This window comes from Sphingopyxis sp. USTB-05, assembly GCF_023822045.1.
In the GTDB taxonomy this organism is placed as follows: Bacteria; Pseudomonadota; Alphaproteobacteria; order Sphingomonadales; family Sphingomonadaceae; genus Sphingopyxis.
Map to the genome: position 1 here is coordinate 2,282,431 of NZ_CP084712.1, position 22,116 is coordinate 2,304,546.

Consider the following 22,116-nt stretch of genomic DNA (forward strand, 5'->3'; position numbering starts at 1 on the left):
CTTGGGAAAGTCTTGTGTCGGTCGTCGGGCAGCGAATTCTCCGGCCCGCGCGCCCGCCCCCGGGCGCTGCGGGCCGGAGACGATCAGCCAGTGGACGTCCGGGCTGAAATTTCGGCGCGCGCAAGGTCCATCCCGCTGCGATAGTCGCTCTTCCCGCTCGCATGGCGCGGCAGGACGGCGACGCGGATGATCGTGCGCGGTTGTTTGTAGGCGGCAAGGTCGTGAGACAGAGCGGCGCGCAGCGCCTCATCGTCCGGGCTGTCGCCCGCCTCGATCAGCGCGGTGACCGCGCTGCCCCATTTCGGATCGGGCAAGCCGAACACCATCGCGTCGGCGATGCCGTCGACGCGCTTCAGCGCCTCCTCGACCTCTTCGACGAAGACCTTTTCGCCGCCGGTGTTGATGCACATGCTGCCACGGCCGAGCAGGCGAAAGCGCCCATCGGGCAGCCGTTCGGCCATGTCGCCGGGGACTGCATAAGCCTGTCCGTCGATCGTGCGATAAACGCTGGCGGTCTTTTCGGGATCGCCATGATAGCCGGCGCCGAACGGCGGTCGCCGCGCCAGCCAGCCCGAACCAACCTCATCATCGGCAAGCACGCGGCGGCCGTCCTGATCGACGATGACCGTCTGCGGACCCGGCTCAAACAGGCCCGTCGGCGTGGCGCGTTCGCTGTTGGTGATCGCATAGCCGAAACCCGAGGCTTCCGAAGCACCAAGAATGTCGAGCAGTGTGAGCTGCGGCAATGCCTCAAGCAGCGCCGCCTTCACCTGTTCGGACCACATAAGGCCCGCCGAGGAAATCAGCCGCAACGCCGACAGATTCCAGCGCCCCGGATTGGCGAGCAACGTATCGGCCATCGGGCGTGCAAAGGCGTCGCCGACGATCAGGATACGCGTGACGCGATGCCGTTCGGCCTCGCTCCACAATTCCTCGGCACTGAAGCGATCCGACGGTAGCAACACGGCCGTGCCGCCGACGAGCAATTCGGCGAGCGAGCTATTAAGCCCCGCACCATGCATCAGCGGACATGCTGGCATCACGCGACCCGCCGCGCCCTTCAGCACCTGCGCGACATGATCGTCCATGCTGGCGGGCGTCGACACGGCGACCGGCGATTCCAGTTGCGAGCGCCGCGCATCGGCCGAGCGCCACATCACACCCTTCGGACGCCCGGTGGTGCCGCCCGTGTAGAGAAGATAACCATCGTCGGGCGAACGCTCGATGCCCAGCGGCGACGCCTCACCTTCCGATACGATCGCGTCATAGGTGCCCTCACCGCCGATCTGCACCGCATAGGTCAAATGGTCGATCTCGCCGCCGATCAGCGACGCAACGACCGGAGCGAACTCGTCCTGATAAAAGAGGCCAGCGGCCTGACAGTCACGCAGCACATATTCGATCTCGGACGTCGTATAGCGATAGTTCAGATTGACGTGCGTCAGCCGAGCCTTGAACGCTGCGGCGGCAATCTCGATGAACTCGGGAATGTTGCGGGCGAGGATCGCGATACGCGCGCCTGCGGGCAGCCCAGCCGCCAACATCGCACGCGCCAGCCGGTTCGACCGCGCGTCGAAATCGGCCCAGTTGGTGACATGGTCGCCGCGAATGATCGCCGGCCGATCGCCCGGCACATTCGCCGCGGTCGCGTCCAGCAGGTCGCCGAAATTCCAGTCCATGACGGTAGCCCTCAGCGGCCCTGGAAAACCGGCGCGCGCTTTTCGACGAAGGCCGCGACGGCTTCCTGCGCGTCATAGGAGGTCGAAAGCTTCGCGGTATTGCCCTGTTCATAGATATAGCCGTCGCGCAGCGTCATATTCTCGATCGTGCGCATGCTGTCCTTGGCATAGCGCGTCGCGAGCGGGCTCTTTGACGCGATGACCGCCGCCATCTCCATGCAATAGGGCAGCAGCTCGTCGGCCGGCAGGCATGCCTCGATGATGCCGCGACGGTACATTTCCGCCGCTGGCGCGCGATAGCCGGTCAGCATCATGCGCCGCGTCAGCGAATGCGGAACGATGCGCGACGTGTGCTTGCCACCGCCCATCAGGCCCACGTCGATCTCGGGGAGGCCGAAGACGGCATTTTCGGAGGCCACGATGATGTCGCAGCTCGCCGCGAGGCCGAAGCCGGCGCCGAGCGCAGGGCCGTTGACCGCTGCGATTACCGGCTTCGCGCAATCGGCGATCGAATAGGCAACCTCGCGGACGACGCGATTGCGGTTCCAGCGTTTGCCGGGGATCGACAGGTCGGGCCGATTCTTGAGGTCAGCGCCGGCGCTGAAGCATTTGCCCGCGCCGGTCAGCACCGCAACGCGTACATCATCGCGGTCATTGAAGCTGTCGAAGACGTCGGTGAGTTCCTGAAGCATGTCCAGCGCGGCGGCGTTGACCGGCGCATTGTCGAGCGTGACGAGCGCGACGTAATTTTCGATTTCGGTGCGGATGCTGCTCATGATTATGTCTCCCAGTTGCCGGGTTCATGGCATCGGCACGACGGATCGGGACGAGAAAGCCGCGAACCGGCCCGAAAATCTCATTCTGGATTGAACACGCCCTCGCGGAATCGCGATTGTGATTATCGGGCCCTCTTGCCGCGCCCGCATTGCTCTTCGCGCTCCGACACCGGAACGGGGGGCCGCCGGCTCGTCATCGAACGGCAACAGGACTTAAAACCCGCGCACCCCTTTTACGGCGAATCGCCAGACGAAGGACGAACGGAAAGCGCGATTCACAGGGAGTGGACAATGACAACGCACCTCAGACTTCTTTTGGCGAGCGCCGGTTTCGCGGCGATGGCCATGGCGTCTCCCGTGTTCGCGCAGGAAGCCGATACGGCTCAGGATGAAGCGCAGCAGAACGACGGCGGCGGCCTCGGCGACATCATTGTGACCGCGACGAAGCGCGGTTCGGCGCAGAATGTGCAAGATGTTCCCATCGCGATCACCGCATTCGGGTCGAACGAACTCGACAGCATTCACGCGCGTTCGATTTCCAGCGTCAGCTACGCCGTTCCCAACGCTTCGCTTGAAAGCGTCGGGACGACGCCGGGCTATGCGAATTTCTCGATCCGCGGCCTCGGCATCAATAGCTCGATTCCCTCGATCGACCCGACCGTCGGCGTGTTCGTCGACGGCGTCTATCTGGGCGTCAGCGCTGGCGTGCTCTTCGACACCTTCGATCTTGAAGGGGTCGAGATCCTGCGCGGCCCGCAGGGCCTGCTGTTCGGCCGCAACGTTACCGGCGGCGCGGTCCTCCTGCGCACCACCACCCCGTCGAACCGCTTCCGCCTCGATGCAAAGGCCGCACTCTCGACCGGCCTTGAAAAGCGGGCGAGCATCTCGGTGTCGGGCCCGCTTGCCGGCGATGTGCTCAGCGGCAAGGTTGCTGTCTATTACAACGACGACGACGGCTGGTTCCGCAACGACTTCGACGGCAAGAAGATCGGCGGCAGCGAAACGCTGATCATGCGCTCGGCGCTTCGCCTCCAGCCGAACGACAGCTTTGACCTGGTCCTGCGTTACGAGCACGGCCGCATCCGCGGCGACGGTCCTGCAGTCACGAACCACGGCCTCTATCCGCGCGACAGCTTCCGCGTGAATCAGAACTACGCCGGCTTCGTCAAAACCGACTGGGATCAAGGCATCGCCGAACTCAACATCGACACCGCATTCGGTGACGGCAAGATCACCAATATCGCCGCCGTCCGCGCGCTCAGCAACGATTCGGGTGCCGACGTCGACGGTTCGCCCGCGACCAATCTCCACTCGCGCAACAACATCCACCAGTGGCAGTTCAGCAACGAACTGCGCTACGCGGGCACCTTCGGCGCGTTCGACGTCACAACGGGTCTCTTCTATTTCAATCAGGACATCAATTACGCCGAACAGCGCCTGCTGTCGGGCGGCGCGCTGACCGTATCGGGTGGCGGCCGTCAGAAGCAGCGCACCGGCGGCATCTTTGCGACCGTCGACTGGCGCCTTACCGAACAACTGACCTTCAGCGTCGGCGCGCGCTATTCGGCTGAGGAAAAGGAAGTGCAGGTCCGCTCGATCGGCGTCGGCGGCTGTAATCTCGACACGCTTCGCTGCAGCTACGACTTCAATGACAAGGACAGCTGGGACGGCTTCACGCCGCGCATCGGGGTCCAGTTCAAGCCCAGCGACGATACCCTGCTCTATGCGTCGTTTGCCAAGGGTTTCCGAAGCGGCGGATATAATTTCCGCAACCTCAACCCCAATGTCGATCCGGGCCCGTTCGACCAGGAAAAGCAGGACGCCTATGAAATCGGCCTGAAACAGGAATTCGGCGGCTTCGCGCGCGTCAACATCGCGGGCTTCTACAGCCGCATCAACGGCACACAGCGCGAATTCCAAGCGCCCTTCGCACCCTTCGGCAACTTCCAGATCATCACCAACGCGGCCGATGTGTCGATCAAGGGGATCGAGGGCGAACTGCTGGTAAAGCCGGTTTCCGGCCTGACCATCGCCGGCCAGTTCGGCTACACCAAGGGCAAATATGAGGACATCCTTTTCGACCTCAACGCCGATGGCGTCATCAACGACCGCGACTATTCGCTGAAACTGCCGCGCCTGTCGCCGTGGAGCTATGGCGGATCGATCACCTATGCGACCCGCGTCGGTGGCGATTTCGATGTCGAAGGCCGCGTCGGTGCGAACTATCGCGATGCCGCTTTCTACAACGATCAGAACACCGGCCTGCTCCGTGCGGCAACGATGGTCGACGCCAGCCTTGCCGTTACGCATGGCCGGGTGAAGGTGTCCGTTTACGGAAACAACCTCCTCAACGAGGCGACGTTCGGGACCGAGGCGCCGCTGCCCTTCTTCGCCGGATCGACCTTCTCCCCGCTCAACAAGGGCCGGGTCTACGGCGTCGAAGTCGGATACAAATTCTAACCTCTCTCCCACTGGAGCCCGCCAAAAAGCGGGCTCCATTTTTATGGGGCTCTCCATGACCAAATCACTCGAGGGGCGCGTCGCGCTCGTCACCGGCGCATCGCGCGGCCTCGGCCGCGACATCGCGCTCAAGCTTGCCGGCAACGGCGCATCCGTCGCGCTGCTTGATCGTAAGGCCCATTGGGCTGAAGATCTGGCCCAGCAGATCGCGGCCGACGGCGGCAAGGCCGTCGCGCTCGGCTGCGACGTGTCGGATGGCGCCGCGCTGCACGACGCGTTCGACACCGCCGCGACCGAGCTTGGCGGCATCGACATTGTCGTCAACAACGCGATGTGGACCAAATATTCGCCGATCGAGAGCATAGACGCAGAAAGCCTCGATCGCATGCTCGGCGTCGGCATCGCCGGCATCATCTGGGGCACGCAGGCTGCGGCGAAGCATATGCGCACGCGCGGCGCCGGGTCGATCATCAACATCGCATCGGTATCGGCGCACGTCGGACTGCCCAACGCGATGGTCTATTGCGGCATCAAGGCGGCGGTCGAAGGGATGACGCGGTCGTCGGCGATCGAACTCGCGCCGTCGGCCATCCGAGTCAACGCCGTTGCTCCGTCGACCGTTGCGACCGAAGGTGTCCGCGCGATGTTGGACGATGCGACCTTCGAGGCGCGCGTCGCCAGCACCCCGCTCGGCCGACTGGGCGAAACCTCGGACATTGCCGAGGCGGTGCTCTTCTTCGCCGACAGCGACCGGTCGGGCTTTGTGACGGGTCAGTCTCTGCTTGTCGACGGCGGCATCTCGATCGCCCTTCGCTGACCGCTCAGCGATAAATACCTTCCGCGATCCCGGGGACGTCGAGCCCCCGGATCGCGGTGATCCGCCCCGCATCGGGATGATTGGCGACCAGCCGATGCCCCGAATTGGCGATGCTCGTTAGATAGAGCGTATCCATCTCCTCCCCGCCGAACGCGGGACACGAAGGATAGGGCAGCGGCACGGGGATCGACCGCAGCAGCGTCCCGTCGGGCGAATAGCAACCGACCGCTTGCGCGAGCACCAGCGCAACCCAGATTCGCCCGTTGGCATCGACGGTCGCGCCATCGGCCCCCGATCCGCCGTTCACCTGACAATCGACCAGATCATGGCGCTTGCCGATCGCTCCCGTCTCCTGGTCATAGGCATAGCGGCGAAGCTTGCCGTCGAGGCTGTCCGCAAAATAGAGCGTATCGCCGGTCGGCGAAAAACAGATGGCATTGCCGATCCCGATTCCGCTCTCGATCTGCTCGGTCGCACCGTCGGCGTCGAGCCGGAACAGCCCGCCCGCGCCCAGCGCATCACCCGTTCGCATCGACGCACATAGAAAACGCCCGGCACGGTCGGCCTTGCCGTCGTTCAGCCGCGTCCCCCCCGCCATCGCGGGGCGCGCCACCGGCGACACCTGCCCGCTGCCCGTGTCGAAACGATAAAAGCCATCTGCCATCGCAACGATCAGGCCCTCCGACGCCAATCCGATGCTGCCGATGGGCTGATCGAGCGTCCATTCGGCCTGCTTGCGGCCTTCGGCGTCGCTGGAATGAAGGCGCCCTGCCGAGGAATCGACCCACCAAAGCCGGCCGCTCCGATGATCCCATAGCGGACTTTCGCCTAGGCCGGCGACGCCAGCATCAAGCAGTTCGATTTCGACAGGCATAGAATCTCCCTTTCGCCGTCACGATAGACGTCGGCGCGGTACCCACAGCGCGTCGTACGCGGCGGGCTCCCATTATTCCGGATGAAATGCTTATTCGGCGGCGATCGCGTATTCGTCGATATCGTCGTCGCCGGCCGGCCGCTGATCCTGCGGAAAACGCACATGATACTCGGCGATCGTCTCGCGCATCATTTCCACATATTCGGCGCGGCGCGGCGACAACCGCTCGGTCGTACCGCCGATGCCAAGAACGAGCGGAATTCCGTGAATGCTATTGCCAAGGGGCATCGCTATCGATGCAATCCCCGGCACCGGATGTTCGGGCCAGTAACAATAGCCGGTGTGGCGGATCCAGCGAATCCGGCTCATCACGTCATCCAGCGTGATCGCTTTGTCGGGATTGAGCTCATAATAGTTCGAATATCGATAGATTTTATCGATCTCGCGGTCGCGCATCCGGCTCATCAGCGCCATCCCCGCCGTCGCATCCAGCATCAGCCGCATCTCGCCCGGATTGGGGGGACGCTTGTGCGGATGATCGGGCAGGCGCATTGCCACATATTGGATGAACAGGTCGTTCTGCGTCGCCAGTACGATCGTTTCCTCGGTTTTGCGAAACAACTCGTCGATCAGCCAGTTATAACCGCTACCGAAAGCGACATGGCCATAGAGCCAGCTGCCGAGCGAGGCGACCTGCAAGGTCGGCAGATAGGTGCGCGTCTTGCGATTGTAGTTGAGATACCCTTCGATCACCATGCTCTTAAGCAGGTTCGTCGTGCTGGACTGCGGATATCCGAGCGCCGAATATATCTCGTTAAGCCGCAATGGCTCCCGCCGATCACGGAACAGCTCCAGGACCTCGAACGTACGCGAGGCCGATTTGACGGGTTTTCTCTTCATCTCTCCATCCCAACAACGAGAAGGCGTCATCGCCTTGAACGGTCGGTCCAATCGCCGTCCTGCGACGGTCTCTGATGAAGACATGATAACTTCAAAGACCGCCAAGCGGCCAAAACCGCGGGTTTGGCGGCCCATATCACATATGTGATTTCTGTGCGACCCTCAGGCGTGCGCCATTGCTGCCGTCAAATGCGCCGATATCCGCTCGCCCCAAGCATGCCGAAGTCGCGGCGGACCGTCATGGCCCATCGTCTCGTCGACCTCGATCACAGCGCCTGGGATCGCTTCAGCGGTCTCGAAGGCGCGTTCCAACGGGATCACCTTGTCATGGCGGCCGTGCAGGATCAGCGCGGGAACGCGAATGGCGCGGATCGCCGCGCGCAGGTCCGGAGCGGCAAGGCTTGCTGCGAAATGGCGCGCGGTGCCGCCGGGATGGATACCGTGCCGCCAGGCCGTTCGCGCCTCCTCAGCGATGCGTTCCGCGTCGAAATCCTCCGCCATGCCGTTCACCTGTGCAACGGCGAGCTGGCGCGCGACATAAGCGTCTTCATCGGGAACATTCTCGGCCATCAGCCGGTCGAGCGCTGCATCGGGGACCGCATCGGCCATCGACCGGCTCATCGCCATAACGAGCGCCAGGCTCAGCACGCGTTCGGGGTGCCGAACCGCAAGCTGCTGCGCGACGAGACCGCCGATCGACCGCCCGACAAAATGCGCCGCCATGACGCCCTCGGCGTCCATCACCGCCAGCACATCCGCGGCCATGTCGCCGATACTATAGGGCGGTCTCGCGTCGCCGGTGTCCAGCGCGGCGGCCTTGATCGCTTGAAGGTCCGGAATCGTGCCGGTCATCGCGGTCGAATGGCCGGTATCGCGACTGTCGATGCGGATCGGCACGAGGCCCGCCGTCACGATCGGTGCGCAAAAGCCATAGTCGAAATCGGTCGATGGACGCCCTGCTCCGGCGAGCAGGATCACGACCGGCCCGTTCCCCGCCGCCATGCGCTGATAATGGACGCGAACAGGGCCGTTATTCGCATAGGCCATGTGGGTATCTCCTCGCCGGCCTGTCTGCTCGGTGCGCGCGTCCGGTGCGAGCGCGATACGCTGGGCGTGCAACATATCAGCATAGGGATAATCGCCCTGCCCGGCTGCCTCGCACCTAACGTCCGCAAAACTCCCGCCTAAGGTGGCTGCCGTAAAAGACGGGCGACGTGCCCGGCATGGAGAGGCAAATGACCGGCGACACCATCCCCCACCCCAGCGACGGCCAGCAAAAACGGATGCCCTATGGCGCGCTGTCGTTGCTGATGATCGTCTACGCCTTCAACATGCTCGACCGGCAAATCGTGACGATCCTCGTCGGGCCGATGAAGGCCGACCTCAACCTTGCCGACTGGCAGATCGGGATGATCAGCGGCCTTGCCTTCGCGCTCTTCTATACTCTGCTCGGCATCCCGCTTGCGCGCATCGCCGACCGTGGCAACCGCGTCGGTATGATCGCCGTCGCGCTGTTCGTTTGGAGCGGCTTCACCGCGCTATGCGGTCTTGCACGCAACTTCACCGAATTGCTGTTTGCGCGCATCGGCGTCGGCGTCGGCGAAGCCGGCTGTACTCCCGCTGCACACAGTCTGATCACCGACTATGTCCCGCGCGAACAGCGGGGCCGCGCGCTTGCCCTCTATTCGCTGGGCGTTCCGGTCGGCTCGCTCGCGGGCCTCGTCCTCGGCGGCATATTGCTCGCTAGCCTTGGCTGGCGCGCCGCCTTCCTGATCGCCGGCGTTCCCGGCATCCTGCTCGCGGTGATCGTATGGTTCACTCTCGACGAGCCCCGCAAGCGCGCCGTCGCAACGCAGACCGCTGTCCCGCATATGCCGCTGGGTCAGGTGCTCGCGACGCTGCGCCGCCTGCCCAGCTTCTGGCTGATTTCATTCGGCACCGCGATGGGCGCGTTCGGCTATTATGGTCAGGCGTCCTTCTTCGGCTCGCTCTACATGCGCACGCATCTTGCCGGAATCGACGCGATGGCCGCCGATTGGGGCGTGCCGCCGACCGTCTTCCTCGGCCTCAGCCTAGGCCTGATCGTCGGCCTAATTGGCATGGTGGGAACTTTCGTCGGCGGCCAGCTCGCCGACCGTGCGGCGCGGCGCGGGATCAAGGGTTACACGCTGGTTCCATCGACCTCGCTCGTGATCGCTGCGCCCCTGTTCGCGGGCGCCGCGCTCGCCCCGACCGTCACGCTGTCCTTCACGTTCCTGAGCTGCGCGATCTTCGTTCACGCGCTCAACTATGGCTCGGTCTTCGCCTCGGTGCAGACCCTCGTCCCCGCACGGGTACGCGCGATGGCAGCGGCGGTGCAATTGTTCGTGACCAACGCGATCGGCCTTGCATTGGGGCCGTTGTTCGTCGGTATCGCCAGCGACCTGCTCGCGCCTTCGCTCGGCAGCGAGCAGGGGCTGCGCGCTGCAATGGCGCTCGTCGCGCTGCCGCTTGCGATCGGCTCGCTGCTGTTCTGGCTGGCGGGCCGCCGGATCGAAGCCGACGAGGCAAAGCAGAGCGCCTGAGGCGCCCTGCAAAACCCATCTTATCGGGTAAGTTCGGCGAACCGCGCTTTATGATGGTCACGGTCGCCATGCGCGATGTCCAGCATCATCTGGCGGCGGAGATGGTGACTGACGATCAGTTCCTCGCTCGTGCCGACCCCGCCGTGCAGTTGCACCGCCTGTTGCGCGACCGCGATGCCGCATTGCGCGACGCGCACCTTCGCTGCGGCGATCAGCGCCGAAGCGTCGCCACCGCTCGCAAGCTGCGATATCGCTACCATCGTCAGCGCGCGTGCTTCCTCGCAAGCGACGCTCATGTCGACGATTTTGTGCTGAACGACCTGAAAGCTGCCGATCGGCACACCGAACTGCTGGCGGGTGCGGACATAATCGAGCGTCGCGGCGACCGCCGCCTCCATCGACCCCACCGCTTCGGCCAGATGCGCCGCGATCGCGCGGTCGATCGCGGCGTCGATGCGGTCCGCCGCCTCGCCGATCGCGCCGACCGGAATGCCCGCAACGTCTTTAAGGTCCATGCTGCAATGGCGATGGCTGTCGACCGAGCGGAAACGCTGCACGATCAATCCGTCGGCGCCGCGCGGAACAAGGAAAAGACTGACGCCGTCGCGCTCGCCCGAAGCTCCCGTTGTGCGCGCCGAAACCAGATACCAATCGGCGTCGGCACCATCTTCGACATGCGCCTTGGCGCCAGTCAGCCTGAACGTGTCGCCATCGGGCACCGCTCGGGTAGAAATAGACGCGATATCAAAATCTTGATCCTCGACGAGCGCAGCGGCGATCCGCACCTGACCCGCTCCGATCTGCTCCAGCAGCGCCGCACAATGCTCGTCCCCACCTGCAATCAGTGCCGCCGGAAGCACGCAATGGCTGACATAGGCATCGGTCATCAGGTGCCGCCCGACACCTTCCATGATCGCCATGACCTCAACCGGCCCTCCGCCGAGTCCGCCGTCCTCCTCGGCGATCGGCAGCATCAGCCACCCAAGCTCAGCCATCTTCGCCCAACGCTGCGCGGCACCTTCGCCAACTTCCGCCAACCGCTTCAACCGGTCGGCCGCGTTCCATTCGTCAGAGCCGAAGCGCAAGGCGCTATCGTGCAGCATCTGCTGCTCGTCATTATAGGCGAACTGCATGGGTCTTCTCCCTCAAAGGCCGAGTGCGCGGCGCGCGATGATGTTGCGTTGGATCTCGCTCGACCCGCCATAGATGGTGGTCACGCGCGCATAGAGCGCGCCCTTAAGCGCGAAGGGCATGTCGTCGGGCAACATGCTCTCGTCATCGAGCGCGGCGAAATGCTGCGCTTTCGGCCCCAGCGCCTCAACCCATAGCGCGGTCGCCTGCTGCGTCAGTTCGGACCAGCGCAGTTTGACCATCGACCCGCGCGGGCCCGAGTCGGCACCCGATGCGGCGTCGGCCATCAGCCGCAGCACCATCGCCTGTACCGCCATTGCCTCGATCTCGACCTGTGCCAGCTTGGCCTTGAACTCCGGCTTGTCGATCAGCAGCCCTTGCGCGGTCCGGCGGCGCGTCGCCGCCTCGCGCACAGCGCGCAGCGTCTGCGGCAGGAACATCGCGGTCGCCGCCGCCACCATGCGCTCGCGGTCGAGCAAAACCTTGCCGTAATTCCAGCCCATGCCCTCCTCGCCGACGACATTGGCCGCGGGAACGCGGACATCGTCGAGGAACACCTCATTTGTGTGATGCTTTTCGTCGAGAGTATGGATCGGGCTGATCCGGATGCCTGGCGTGTCCATATCGACGAGCATCAATGAAATGCCCTGCTGTCGCTGCCCCTCCGTCGAGGTACGTGCAAGAATGAACATCCGATCGGCGACATGGGCATAGCTGGTCCACATCTTGTGCCCATTGACGATATAGTCATCGCCGTCCCGGTCGGCACGCGTACGAAGCGCCGCAAGGTCGGAACCGGCACCCGGCTCGGAATAGCCCTGACACCACCAATCCTCGCCGCTGATGATGCGCGGCAGGTAGAAATCCTTCTGCGCCTGGCTGCCATAGGTGAAGATGATCGGGCCGATCAGTTCGAGCCCCTGATGGAATTGCGCGGGTGCATCGGCCGCGGACGCTTCCGACCAGAAGATATGCAGTTGCTGCGGAGTCCAGCCTGTGCCGCCATATTCCTTTGGCCAGGTCGGCGCACCCCAACCGCGATCGGCAAGCCGGCGCTGATAGGCGACCAGGTTTTCGGGCGACAGGCGCAGCCCGGCGCGAACGGTCTTTTTCCATTCCTCGGGAATCGAGCCCGCGAAAAAATCACGCACTTCCTGCTGAAATTCCCGGTCTTCGGGCGCTAGGTCCAGATTCATCGTCGCTTCTCCCATCGATTGCGGAGGGCTTAGCGTCAGCGAGACCCCGCTGGCTCGCGAGCGGAAGGAGATCGCGCCAATTTCGCAAATGTGATTGTCGGCGTGTGCGACCCGCGATGCTTCGCACCCGCCGCCGGCTGGGCAATCGTCGGCGGCAATCAAGTCACTAAGGGAGAGATTTCATGCACGGCCTGATGCAGGCGCAACCATTGACGACCGCGATGCTGATCCGGCACGCGGCGACCAACCACTCGCGCCGTGAAATCGTGTCGCGCCGCGCCGACGGATCGCTCGAGCGGTCGGATTGGAAGACGGTCGAACGTCACGCGCGCCACATCGCCGCCGGGCTTGCCGACCTCGGCCTTACGCCCGGCGATCGCGTCGCGACGCTGGCCTGGAACCGCCTGCCCCACCTCGAACTCTATTATGGCGTCAGCGGTGCCGGCATGGTGCTGCACACCGTCAACCCCCGCCTCTTCCCCGATCAGATCCGTTACATCATCGATCATGGTGGCGCGCGCGTGCTGTGTGTCGACCCCGACCTGCTACCGATGATCGAGCCGCTACTCGGCGACCTGCCCAAGATCGAGCGCATCATCATCCTGGCCGATCAGGCTGATATGCCCGAAACCGCTATCGCCGATCCAATTTCGTACCAGAGCCTGATCGGCGGCCCGCGCGCGATCGCGGACTGGCCCGAACTCGACGAGAACAGCGCGAGCGCGCTCTGCTACACCAGCGGGACGACCGGCAATCCGAAAGGCGTCCTTTACAGCCATCGCTCGACCGTCCTGCACGCGATGAGTGCGCTCGCGAATGATTCAATGTCGTTAGGCGCTGCGGACACGATCCTGGTCGTCACTCCGCTGTTCCACGTCAACGCCTGGGGCATCCCCTATTCGGCCGCGATGGCGGGATCGAAGCTCATCCTGCCTGGATCGGCGCTCGATCCCGTGTCGCTCTATGAACTGATGCGCGACGAGGGCGTGACCTTCTCCCTTGGCGTGCCGACGATCTGGTTCGCCTTCCTCGATCATCTGGAGCGCGAGCGCGCGGCCGAAGATCGCGAGGCGCTCAAACTCGACCGCATCTTCACCGGCGGCGCCGCGACGCCTCGCTCGCTGATCGAACGCTTCCGCAACCTGCTGGGCGTCGAGACGATGCAAGCGTGGGGGATGACCGAAACCAGCCCGGTTGCGACCGTCTGCCGTCCGCTCGCGCATCATGCCGAACTCGGCGAGGAAGAGCAGGTGGACCTGCGCGCCATGCAAGGCCGTTCCGTGTTCGGCATTGAACTGCGCATCGAGGGTGAAGACGGCAAGGAACTTCCACGCGACGGCGAATCCTCGGGCCTGCTCAAAGTGCGCGGTCCGTGGGTCCTGAGCGCCTATCACGGCCAAGCGGCAGGCAGCGCGCTTGATGCGGGCGGCTGGTTCGACACGGGCGACGTCGCGAAAATCGATCCGGACGGCTTCCTTCAGATCACCGACCGCGCCAAAGACGTCATCAAGTCGGGCGGCGAATGGATTTCGTCGATCGATCTCGAAAATGCCGCCGTTGCGCACCCAAAGGTCGCCGAAGCCGCAGTGATCGGCGTCGCGCATCCCAAATGGCAGGAACGTCCGCTGCTGCTCGTCCGGTTACACGCCGCTGAAGCCTGCACGAAGGACGAGATCATGGATCATCTTGCCGACAAGGTCGCGCGCTGGTGGCTGCCCGATGACGTGATCTTCGTCGAGGAATTGCCGCACACCGCGACGGGCAAGCTGCTCAAGACCGAACTTCGCAAGCGCCACGGCGATCATTTCGCTGCGGCGGTGGATGCCGTCACCTGATCGCGAAGACGTGATACATCGGGCCGTCGTCGGTGCGCATGCCATTGGCGACGGCGATGATGCGGTTCATCCAGTCATAATCGGGATGCGACGTGACGAAGCGCGGCGTCGTGCGCAGATAGAGATCTTCATACGGCCCCGGTTCCCGTCGCCTGAAACGCTCGGCCGCCTCGGGCGAGGTCGGTACGGTGAGGCCGGTGTAATGCATCGCGATCCGCGCGCCATCTTCGGTTTCGAGCGAGGTGCGAACGTCGATGATCATCGTCCCGTCCCCGCGCCAGGTCACCCAGTCGGCCCCATCGGGCATCACACGCCCTTTGAGGCGCGGCCCCTCGAACGTCCCGCCATGCACGGGAAAAATCCCGAGCCGACTTTCACCGCCGATCGGCTGCGCCTGGTCATAGGCGACATTCAGCCGCATTACGAACAGCGGCTCCCATGCCAGCGTCTCGATGCCCATTACCCCTCTCCCTTCTCCGCCGTACCGAACAGCGCATAGACCGGATCGTCGGGCCAGGGACGCCCGACCGATTTGCGGTGCGCGAACCGCTCGGCCTCGCTCTTGTCCGGCGCCGGGCGTTCGTCAATCCAGTCGAAGACGACGACCCGGTCGGCCACTCGCCATTCGCCTGCCCGCTTTTCGAACCGGTCAACATAGCGTCCCGCCATCATGAGTTCGACCTGCCCGCCTTCACTGCCGGGCTGGCGTTGCAAGGCGGTGAAATAGCTTTCTACTGCCGCCTCATCGCCTCGCAGCTCGATCAGAATATTGTGGATCTGGTGAATGCCGCGTTCGATCAGGGGCAGCGCCTGCATCGCCCAGTCGATAAAACCGTCGGTCGTCCCGTTATAGGCACCGTGATCGTCGGTGCCGCCAGGCCAGCAGGCGGATCGCAATAGCGCCTCGTCCGCGCGGTCGATTCCGCGACAATAGCGAAAGAGGCAATCGCGGATCATCTCGCGATCCCAGAGTTTACCGATGTCCGCTTCCATGGCCTGCATATCTCCCGGGCTATTTCGGCCGAATGTGCCCCATCGGCGCGCGCGGCCAAAATTGCGCCGCGCCGGGAGCCGCATTATCCTGTGGGAGATGAACGGCCGGCGCGAAAGGCGTCAGGCGGCGCGCTCAAAGATCGCAGCGATGCCCTGTCCGCCGCCGATGCACATCGTCTCCAGCCCATACCGCCCGTCGCGGCGCACCAGCTCACGGGTCAGGTTCGCAAGAATGCGCCCGCCGGTCGCCCCGATCGGGTGCCCGAGCGAGATGCCCGACCCGTTGACGTTGAGGATTTCATTCCGGCTATCGCCGTCGGACCAGCCCCAGCCCTTGAGCACCGCAAGCACCTGCGGTGCAAAGGCTTCGTTGAGTTCGACGAGGTCGATGTCGCCCCAGCCAAGACCATTGCGCGCGAACAACCGCTCGACCGCGGGCACCGGTCCGATGCCCATCCGGCTCGGGTCGCAGCCCGCCGCCGCCGAGCTGTGATACCAGGCGATGGGCGTGAGCCCGAGTTCGTCGAGCTTGTCCTCGGCAACAACAAGACAAGCGGCGGCAGCGTCATTCTGCTGGCTCGCATTGCCCGCAGTGACGACCCCGCCTTCGAGCGGCCGCAGCTTGCCCAGCGTCTCCAGCGTCGCGTCGGCACGGTAACCCTCATCATGCGCGAAGACGACCGGATCGCCCTTTTTCTGCGGCACACTTACGGGCACCAGTTCATCGTCGAATAGCCCGTTCGTCCACGCCGCGGCGGCGCGCTGATGGCTACGCACGGCATAGGCGTCACATGCCTCACGGCTGATATCATAATCCTTCGCCAGATTTTCGGCGGTCTCGATCATGCCGGTGATGACGCCGAAGCGTTCGACCGGCTGCGACATCAGTCGCCCGCGCGTCAGCCGGTCATGGAGCGTCAGATTGCCCGCGCGCACCCCCTTGCGGATATCGGTGCTGTAATGTTCGACGTTCGACATCGATTCGACGCCGCCCGCAACGACGACATCGGACATTCCCGTCTGAACCATCATCGCGGCGTTGATCACCGCCTGCAGCCCCGACCCGCAACGGCGGTCGAGCTGATATCCCGGCACTTCGAGCGGTAGCCCCGCGGCGAGCCACGACCAATGGCCGATACTCGGGGCCTCGCCATTGCCATAGCCTTGCGAAAACACGACATCGTCGACGCGCGTCGGATCGATCTTCGTCCGCTCGACCAACGCCTTCAGAATCACGGCACCCAGCTCGCCTGCGGTCATCGACGACAATGCTCCCCCGAACTTGCCGACGGCGGTGCGGATGGGGGCGACAATGGCGGCGCGGCGCAGGGTCATGACTTCGGTCTCCGGTCAGGTAAAAGGTGAAGATGATCAGTTCGTAGCGGCGAATTCGCGTAGCATATGCTTCGCAATCTGGAGCTGAAGGATCTGCGTTGTGCCTTCGTAGATGCGGTAGATGCGCGCATCGCGGAAGAAACGCTCGGCGTCATATTCGGCCAGATAACCGGCGCCGCCATAGACCTGTACGCAGGCATCGACGACACGGCCGCACATTTCGCTGGCAAAGACTTTGAACGCCGCAGCCTTGCGGAGGACATTCTCGCCCGCGTCGGCACGCCGCGTAACATCGTCCATCATGCACTCAGCGGCGTAGATATCGATCTCGCTCTGTGCGAGCATCTGCTGGATCAGTTGGAAGTTTGCGATTGGTTCTCCGAACGCCTTGCGCTCGGTCGCGTAGCGGATCGCGCTGTCGAGCGCGCGGCGGGCGTAGGCGGTCGCCGCCGCGCCGACCGACATACGGCCATTGTCGAGGCTCATCATCGCAAAAGCGAAACCCTTGCCAAGTTCGCCGCCAAGCAATGTCTCGCCGCCGACACGGACGTCCTCCATGATCACGTCGGCGATGTGGCTGCCCGACTGACCCATCTTCTTGTCCGACTTGCCGATCGAGATGCCGGGCGCGTCGAGGGGGACGACGAAAGCCGAGACATGCGCGTTTTTGGGCAAATTCTCCTTGCTCGTCCGCGCCATGATCAGGCCAACCTTCGCAAAGGGCGAGTTGGTGATGTAGCGTTTGGTGCCGTTGAGTACCCAGCCATTGTCGGTTTGCGTCGCGGTCGTCTGAAGTCCTGCCGAGTCCGATCCCGATCCCGGCTCCGTCAGGCCGAAACAGGCGATCTCGCCCGATGCGACCCGCGGCAGCCATTCGGCTTTCTGCGCCTCGGTCCCGCCGTTCTTCAGGGCCGACGCAAACATGCCGATGTTGATCGAGATGATCGAGCGGAACGCCGGCATCGCGTAGCTGATGGTGTGGATCGTCTTAATATACTGGCTGACGTTCATCCCCGCGCCGCCGAATTCTTCGGGGATCGTCAGGCCGAACAGGCCCATATCGCGCATTTCGGCGAGAATATCGTCCGGGATCGCGTCGCTTTCGATGATCTCCTTTTCGGCGGGTAGAAGGCGATCGCGCACATAACGTTCGAGCTGCTCGATAAACTGCTCAAAGACGTCCGCATCCATTCCGGGATTGCTCATGGCCTGTTCCTCAAATCGGGTCGTAGGGAAAGACGTGCGCCGAGACCTCATCAGCGCGCGCAAAGTCGGGACGGAACGCCGGGATCAGCTCGTCGGCGATCGCCTCGGCGGTCCAGCCTTCGAGCTTCGCCATCGAACGCACGGGACGCGGTTTCGAGAAGAGCAATATCTCATTCTTGCGTACGCTGAAAATCTGGTTCGTGACATCCTTCGACAGGTCTGACGCCAGATAGGCGACGAGCGGCGCGATCTTGTCGGCCGACATGGACTGGAGGCGCTTGACGCGCTCCTGCTCGGCTGGCGTGGTCGCGGGGATCGAAGATGTCATGCGACTCCATGCAAAGGGCGCAATGCAATTCGAACGCACCCCCACACGCGCCATATCGAGAGCGATCGACTGGGACAGCGCGACGACGCCCAATTTTGCCGCCGAATAATTAGCCTGACCTATGTTGCCGATCAGCCCGCTGGTCGAGGTGAAGTGGATGAAGCTGCCCGACTGCTGTTCCCGAAAATACGGTGTTGCAGCCTTGGATACGTTGAAGACGCCGGTCAGGTTGACCTCGATGACACTCTTCCAGTCCTCGTAGCTCATCTTGTGCCAGATGGTATCGCGAAGGATGCCGGCGTTGTTCACAACGGCGTCGATGCGGCCGAACTTTGCGACCGCATCCTCGACGATACCGGCAGCTTCCTTGGGGTCGGCAACGTTGCCGAAATTTGCGGCCGCCTTGCCGCCCGCGGCGATGATGTCGTTTGCGGTGGCCTCGGCCGGAGCGGCGTCGCCACCGTCGCCCGCTTGCGCGACGCCTGGGTCGTTGACGATGACCGCCGCGCCCTGCGCTGCACAATGCAGCGCGAGTTCGCGGCCGATGCCGCGCCCCGCGCCCGTAATCGCAACGACCTTTCCGTCCAGACATCCGTTCATGGCTGTTCTCCCGACCGATTCCCGTCCGAATTGCGTTACGCGTTATATTTCGAATTTCAACATCAGGAATTGTTTTTTCATATATATGAAATTATTGACTGTGAATGACCGGTCCGGTGCGTTCTGTTGCGCAAGCCTTTGCGATCCTTCGCCTGCTCGCTGATTCAAAGGCGCTCCCGTTGTCCGAGATTGCTCGAACCGTCGGGCTCAGCCCATCGAGCTGTCTGAACTTGCTGAAAACCCTTTCCGCGGAAGGTGCGATTGAGCGCGAAGAGCTTAAGAAGCGCTATCGCTTGACCTCCGCCTGGCTCGCCACTGGGATTTTTTCGGACAGCCGCGCGATGCGGTTGATCGATCGCGCACGACCCGGCATGGCGCATTTCGCGCAGTCTTTCGAAATGGCCGTCGGGCTGTGGCGCATTGTCTCGCGTGACCGAATGCAACTCGTCGCCCACGCGCAAAGCGATGCGGGAATGCGGCTCGCACTTGCCGATAACCAACGCCAACCGCTGGGTGCAGGTGCTGCCGGGCGCGCGATCGCAGCAGCTCAGGCGGTCGACAAAGCCGAATTGGAGCGACGCTTTGCATCGGTTCGCTGGCAGTCCGCGCTATCGTTGGACACCTACACCCGCCAAGTCGAAGAGGCTGCAGCGAAGGGATTTGGGCTCGATCGCGGCTATGCGCATCGAGGGGTTTATACGGCTGCCGCCGCGATTACCGAGGTCCCACCGGGTTTCTGCCTTACCGCGTCATGCGTCGCCGGATCGCGGACCGACGAAGAACTCGCAATCTTCTGCTCGGCGCTCACCGGACTGCGTAATGAGCTGGTTTCATAATCAAATTGGCTAGCCGAAAGTTGACGCCTAAACTTGAAGCGCGTCAGCGCGAGACAGATAATCGCAGCTAAGTGGCCGCTGAACAATTTTCATTGCACTGGCGGACGCCGGCCTAATCGAGGTCGAACATGTCATATTCGCGGATGAGGACCATGGCAGCGTCGTTCCCGCGGCGATGATGCGCGGGCTGCGCTTCGCGGTCCCCGAGCCCGCGTGAGTCGTCCGCTCAAGGAATCTCGCGAACAGAGCAAGCCCCGCAATCTATTGAGAAATACGCTACGATCCATCGCGATAACGTCACCGATGATCAGGATAACGCTGGCTTAACCATGCTGCGGAGCAGCATGGCGAGTTGGTCGGGGTTAACCTCGGCAAAAAACAGCAAGGGGTCGTTCGTCATGCCAAGCCTGTACATCTCGCCTGCCGGATCCGGGGACAAAAGTGGCAGCGATATCAACAACGCCGCGTCAATAGGCTCGCTCAACACACTGATCGGAAAGGCAGGCCCAGGGGGCGAGGTACTGCTTCTCGCCGATCAGGGCGACTACAAGGTCACGGGCATCATTGGTGTCACCCGTGGGGGTGCCGAGGGACAGCCGGTTGTAGTGCGCGGCATCGATTCTGCCGGCAATTCGATGGCCGCATATTTCACTGGCTCGCGACCAGCCGACTGGCAAGCGGGCGACGCCTCCGGCAACGAGCTGTTCAAACTCGGCACGGGCGCGGACAATCTGGAATTCCGCGACCTCAGGATCGACAATGTCGGAACCGCCTTCCGCGTTACCGCCGACATCAGCAGTCTCCATATTGAAAATATCGACGCGAACAATGTCCGCCGCTTCTTTGAGGATTACGCCAGCGCACCCTCCGGCACCGCGACGATCAGCGGGCTGACGATCCGCGATGTCGACGTGCAGGGTTTCTCAAGGACGGCGTTCCGCCTGCAATACGATACCAACAATGTGGTGATCGACAATGTCACGGCGAACATGGCCGGGCAAACGGGCGACGACCTGCCCGCCGGCGTCCATCTCGACGGCACCGTCCACAATGTCACGCTCAACCGGGTGGTGATGGAAAATATCCAGAGCACCGCCGGCGCCTATTTCAACGGCGACGGCTTCTCGAGCGAGCGCGGCGTATATGACATACGCTTCATCGACACGGTCGCGCGCGGTAACAGCGACGGCGGCTACGACCTCAAGTCGAGCGGCACCTTGGTCGTCCGCGCGCTCAGCGAGGAGAATGGCCGCAACTACCGACTGTGGGGCGAGGCGACGCTGATCGACTCCGTGGGTCTGAACCCGCTGCTCCGCGGCGGCATCTCCGAACAGAACCAGCTCTGGCTCGACGATGAGGCGGATGTCACCGTAATCGGCGGGCGCTTCGACGATGCCGGGTCGGGCACCAAGGTCATTTCCTCGCAGGGTCATCTTAACTTGCAAGGCGTGGCTATCATCCGGTCCGAACTCTCGACGCTCGTCACTCGCGACTCGCTCCCTGGCCTGGTTGGAATCGAGACGATCCGCGAAACGCTGACCGTCAATCAGGGCGAAGCCTCGCCCGGCGCAACCGGCTATATCTCGCTGCTTCCCCTCCCCACCACTGTCACAACGGACGCGCTGAGTGGCACGTCAGGCAATGATATATTCCTCATCGACGATATCGGGGACCGGATCACCGAGGCGGCCGACGCCGGGTTCGACCGGGTCGAGACGACGCTGGGCAGCTATACGCTCGCAGGCAACATCGAGCAGTTGATCCGCCGCGGCGCTGCCGATTTTACCGGCAATGGCAATGCGCTTGCCAACGTGGTGATCGGCGGCGCAGGCAGCGACACGTTGGGCGGGCTCGGCGGCAATGACGATATTGCCGGCAATTCGGGCGACGACATTCTCGTGGGCGGCAATGGCGAGGATATTCTCGCCGGCCAGTCGGGTGCCGACGTGCTTCTCGGCGGCTGGCAGTCGGATACGCTCTTGGGCGGCGCAGGCGCGGACCGGCTCGTCGGTGACCAGGAATGGTTGAGCAGCCAGGGCGCCAACGACCGGCTCGACGGCGGCGACGATGCCGACCTGCTGATCGGGGATGCGACCAATATCTATGGCGCCGGCAGGGGAGGCAATGACCGGCTGACCGGCGGCGCGGGCAACGACATATTGATCGGCGACGGCGACATAATGATCGGCAGCGCCAGAGGTGGGGCGGACACGCTGGAGGGCGGCGAAGGCAATGACTGGCTCTACGGCGACGGCCGAGATTCCGCCGCGACCGTCATCGGCGGCGCAGACAAGCTCTATGGCGGCGACGGCCCCGATCATCTGATCGGCGGCGGCGGCAACGACCTGCTCGCGGGCGGCGCAGGCGCCGACTGGTTTGTCTTTGCGCCCGGCTCGGGTGCCGACGAGATCAGCGATTTCGCCTCGGGTATGGACCATATCGATCTCAGCGCTTTCGACATCGCGTTTGAGCAACTCGGCTTCATGACGAGCACCGACGGAGTCCGTATCACTATGGGTGCGGACAGCATCTTCGTCCGCGGCGCGCAGAACTTTTCGTCCAACGATTTTGTTTTCGGCTGACCGG

At 63.4% G+C, this 22,116-nt stretch carries 18 protein-coding genes and 1 pseudogene; 7 read left to right on the forward strand and 12 right to left on the reverse strand.

The window, feature by feature from the left end; translation table 11 throughout:
• Nucleotides 1-83 precede the first annotated feature (83 nt).
• Both KEC45_RS10435 and KEC45_RS10440 read right to left on the reverse strand, forming a co-directional pair.
• The gene (locus KEC45_RS10435) at nt 84-1,679 is read right to left on the reverse strand and encodes an AMP-binding protein (protein ID WP_062179675.1); all 1,596 of its coding nucleotides are present in this window, start codon (nt 1,677-1,679) and stop codon (nt 84-86) included.
• Between the two features lie 11 nt (nt 1,680-1,690).
• Complete coding sequence (locus tag KEC45_RS10440; RefSeq protein WP_062179672.1) at nt 1,691-2,455, reverse strand: enoyl-CoA hydratase/isomerase family protein; 765 nt, start codon at nt 2,453-2,455, stop codon at nt 1,691-1,693.
• A gap of 291 nt (nt 2,456-2,746) precedes the next feature.
• Between KEC45_RS10440 and KEC45_RS10445 the strand changes: the two genes are divergently transcribed.
• Both KEC45_RS10445 and KEC45_RS10450 read left to right on the forward strand, forming a co-directional pair.
• Nucleotides 2,747-4,915 carry a TonB-dependent receptor gene (locus KEC45_RS10445; RefSeq protein WP_062179669.1) on the forward strand — a complete coding sequence of 723 codons (2,169 nt, stop codon included), beginning with the start codon at nt 2,747-2,749 and terminating at the stop codon, nt 4,913-4,915.
• A 55-nt stretch (nt 4,916-4,970) separates the two neighbouring features.
• The gene (locus KEC45_RS10450) at nt 4,971-5,732 is read left to right on the forward strand and encodes an SDR family NAD(P)-dependent oxidoreductase (protein WP_062179666.1); all 762 of its coding nucleotides are present in this window, start codon (nt 4,971-4,973) and stop codon (nt 5,730-5,732) included.
• A 4-nt stretch (nt 5,733-5,736) separates the two neighbouring features.
• On the opposite strand, the gene KEC45_RS10455 is transcribed toward KEC45_RS10450, so the two are convergent.
• The 3 genes from KEC45_RS10455 to KEC45_RS10465 form a co-directional block, all read right to left on the reverse strand.
• A complete protein-coding gene (locus KEC45_RS10455; protein WP_062179663.1) occupies nt 5,737-6,606 on the reverse strand; it encodes an SMP-30/gluconolactonase/LRE family protein in 870 nt (289 codons plus the stop codon).
• A gap of 90 nt (nt 6,607-6,696) precedes the next feature.
• Entirely contained in the window at nt 6,697-7,506 is an 810-nt protein-coding gene (locus tag KEC45_RS10460) for an IclR family transcriptional regulator (RefSeq protein WP_062179660.1), read from the reverse strand.
• A gap of 162 nt (nt 7,507-7,668) precedes the next feature.
• Nucleotides 7,669-8,553 carry an alpha/beta fold hydrolase gene (locus KEC45_RS10465; protein WP_062179657.1) on the reverse strand — a complete coding sequence of 295 codons (885 nt, stop codon included), beginning with the start codon at nt 8,551-8,553 and terminating at the stop codon, nt 7,669-7,671.
• Between the two features lie 188 nt (nt 8,554-8,741).
• Between KEC45_RS10465 and KEC45_RS10470 the strand changes: the two genes are divergently transcribed.
• Nucleotides 8,742-10,070 carry an MFS transporter gene (locus KEC45_RS10470; protein ID WP_252172003.1) on the forward strand — a complete coding sequence of 443 codons (1,329 nt, stop codon included), beginning with the start codon at nt 8,742-8,744 and terminating at the stop codon, nt 10,068-10,070.
• Between the two features lie 20 nt (nt 10,071-10,090).
• Here KEC45_RS10470 and KEC45_RS10475 read toward each other — a convergent pair whose 3' ends face one another.
• Both KEC45_RS10475 and KEC45_RS10480 read right to left on the reverse strand, forming a co-directional pair.
• Complete coding sequence (locus KEC45_RS10475) at nt 10,091-11,203, reverse strand: acyl-CoA dehydrogenase family protein (protein ID WP_062179651.1); 1,113 nt, start codon at nt 11,201-11,203, stop codon at nt 10,091-10,093.
• 12 nt (nt 11,204-11,215) lie between these two features.
• Complete coding sequence (locus KEC45_RS10480; RefSeq protein ID WP_062183772.1) at nt 11,216-12,397, reverse strand: acyl-CoA dehydrogenase family protein; 1,182 nt, start codon at nt 12,395-12,397, stop codon at nt 11,216-11,218.
• Nucleotides 12,398-12,579: 182 nt separating this feature from the next.
• On the opposite strand from KEC45_RS10480, the gene KEC45_RS10485 reads away from it, so the two are divergent.
• Nucleotides 12,580-14,232 (forward strand): long-chain fatty acid--CoA ligase, encoded by a 1,653-nt coding sequence (locus KEC45_RS10485; RefSeq protein WP_062179648.1) that lies wholly within the window; start codon nt 12,580-12,582, stop codon nt 14,230-14,232.
• Here the strand turns inward: KEC45_RS10485 and KEC45_RS10490 are convergent.
• The 5 genes from KEC45_RS10490 to KEC45_RS10510 all read right to left on the reverse strand — a co-directional run bounded on the left by KEC45_RS10490 (nt 14,225) and on the right by KEC45_RS10510 (nt 18,694).
• Nucleotides 14,225-14,692, reverse strand: a complete 468-nt coding sequence (locus tag KEC45_RS10490) for a DUF3237 domain-containing protein (protein ID WP_062179645.1) — start codon at nt 14,690-14,692, stop codon at nt 14,225-14,227. The genes KEC45_RS10485 and KEC45_RS10490 overlap by 8 nt on opposite strands.
• Nucleotides 14,692-15,225: a nuclear transport factor 2 family protein gene (locus KEC45_RS10495; protein ID WP_238586615.1), complete on the reverse strand. Its 534-nt coding sequence runs from the start codon at nt 15,223-15,225 to the stop codon at nt 14,692-14,694. The genes KEC45_RS10490 and KEC45_RS10495 overlap by 1 nt, the downstream gene beginning before the upstream one ends.
• A 120-nt stretch (nt 15,226-15,345) precedes the next feature.
• Nucleotides 15,346-16,560: an acetyl-CoA C-acetyltransferase gene (locus KEC45_RS10500; protein ID WP_062179639.1), complete on the reverse strand. Its 1,215-nt coding sequence runs from the start codon at nt 16,558-16,560 to the stop codon at nt 15,346-15,348.
• Nucleotides 16,561-16,596: 36 nt separating this feature from the next.
• On the reverse strand, nt 16,597-17,766 hold the full coding sequence (locus KEC45_RS10505; protein WP_062179637.1) for an acyl-CoA dehydrogenase family protein: 1,170 nt from the start codon (nt 17,764-17,766) through the stop codon (nt 16,597-16,599).
• A gap of 10 nt (nt 17,767-17,776) precedes the next feature.
• Nucleotides 17,777-18,694, reverse strand: coding sequence for an SDR family NAD(P)-dependent oxidoreductase (locus tag KEC45_RS10510; RefSeq protein ID WP_062179634.1), 918 nt, complete (start codon nt 18,692-18,694; stop codon nt 17,777-17,779).
• Between the two features lie 104 nt (nt 18,695-18,798).
• Between KEC45_RS10510 and KEC45_RS10515 the strand changes: the two are divergent.
• The 3 genes and pseudogenes from KEC45_RS10515 to KEC45_RS10525 form a co-directional block, all read left to right on the forward strand.
• Nucleotides 18,799-18,909 (forward strand): annotated as a pseudogene (locus KEC45_RS10515) (helix-turn-helix domain-containing protein); the annotation flags it as partial.
• A 78-nt stretch (nt 18,910-18,987) separates the two neighbouring features.
• Nucleotides 18,988-19,530: a hypothetical protein gene (locus KEC45_RS10520; protein ID WP_238586734.1), complete on the forward strand. Its 543-nt coding sequence runs from the start codon at nt 18,988-18,990 to the stop codon at nt 19,528-19,530.
• A 398-nt stretch (nt 19,531-19,928) separates the two neighbouring features.
• Nucleotides 19,929-22,112: a M10 family metallopeptidase C-terminal domain-containing protein gene (locus KEC45_RS10525; protein ID WP_062179626.1), complete on the forward strand. Its 2,184-nt coding sequence runs from the start codon at nt 19,929-19,931 to the stop codon at nt 22,110-22,112.
• The last annotated feature ends 4 nt before the right edge of the window (nt 22,113-22,116 follow it).

Excerpts from the sequence above, each read along its gene's own strand:
- KEC45_RS10470 (WP_252172003.1), top strand. The coding sequence starts at position 8,742 with ATGACCGGCGACACCATCCCCCACCCCAGCGACGGCCAGCAAAAACGG.
- KEC45_RS10485 (WP_062179648.1), top strand. The coding sequence starts at position 12,580 with ATGCACGGCCTGATGCAGGCGCAACCATTGACGACCGCGATGCTGATC.
- KEC45_RS10480 (WP_062183772.1), bottom strand. The coding sequence starts at position 12,397 with ATGAATCTGGACCTAGCGCCCGAAGACCGGGAATTTCAGCAGGAAGTG.
- KEC45_RS10445 (WP_062179669.1), top strand. The coding sequence starts at position 2,747 with ATGACAACGCACCTCAGACTTCTTTTGGCGAGCGCCGGTTTCGCGGCG.
- KEC45_RS10465 (WP_062179657.1), bottom strand. The coding sequence starts at position 8,553 with ATGGCCTATGCGAATAACGGCCCTGTTCGCGTCCATTATCAGCGCATG.
- KEC45_RS10475 (WP_062179651.1), bottom strand. The coding sequence starts at position 11,203 with ATGCAGTTCGCCTATAATGACGAGCAGCAGATGCTGCACGATAGCGCC.
- KEC45_RS10490 (WP_062179645.1), bottom strand. The coding sequence starts at position 14,692 with ATGGGCATCGAGACGCTGGCATGGGAGCCGCTGTTCGTAATGCGGCTG.
- KEC45_RS10505 (WP_062179637.1), bottom strand. The coding sequence starts at position 17,766 with ATGAGCAATCCCGGAATGGATGCGGACGTCTTTGAGCAGTTTATCGAG.
- KEC45_RS10525 (WP_062179626.1), top strand. The coding sequence starts at position 19,929 with ATGCCAAGCCTGTACATCTCGCCTGCCGGATCCGGGGACAAAAGTGGC.
- KEC45_RS10510 (WP_062179634.1), bottom strand. The coding sequence starts at position 18,694 with ATGAACGGATGTCTGGACGGAAAGGTCGTTGCGATTACGGGCGCGGGG.
- KEC45_RS10440 (WP_062179672.1), bottom strand. The coding sequence starts at position 2,455 with ATGAGCAGCATCCGCACCGAAATCGAAAATTACGTCGCGCTCGTCACG.
- KEC45_RS10500 (WP_062179639.1), bottom strand. The coding sequence starts at position 16,560 with ATGACCCTGCGCCGCGCCGCCATTGTCGCCCCCATCCGCACCGCCGTC.
- KEC45_RS10455 (WP_062179663.1), bottom strand. The coding sequence starts at position 6,606 with ATGCCTGTCGAAATCGAACTGCTTGATGCTGGCGTCGCCGGCCTAGGC.
- KEC45_RS10450 (WP_062179666.1), top strand. The coding sequence starts at position 4,971 with ATGACCAAATCACTCGAGGGGCGCGTCGCGCTCGTCACCGGCGCATCG.
- KEC45_RS10495 (WP_238586615.1), bottom strand. The coding sequence starts at position 15,225 with ATGGAAGCGGACATCGGTAAACTCTGGGATCGCGAGATGATCCGCGAT.
- KEC45_RS10435 (WP_062179675.1), bottom strand. The coding sequence starts at position 1,679 with ATGGACTGGAATTTCGGCGACCTGCTGGACGCGACCGCGGCGAATGTG.
- KEC45_RS10460 (WP_062179660.1), bottom strand. The coding sequence starts at position 7,506 with ATGAAGAGAAAACCCGTCAAATCGGCCTCGCGTACGTTCGAGGTCCTG.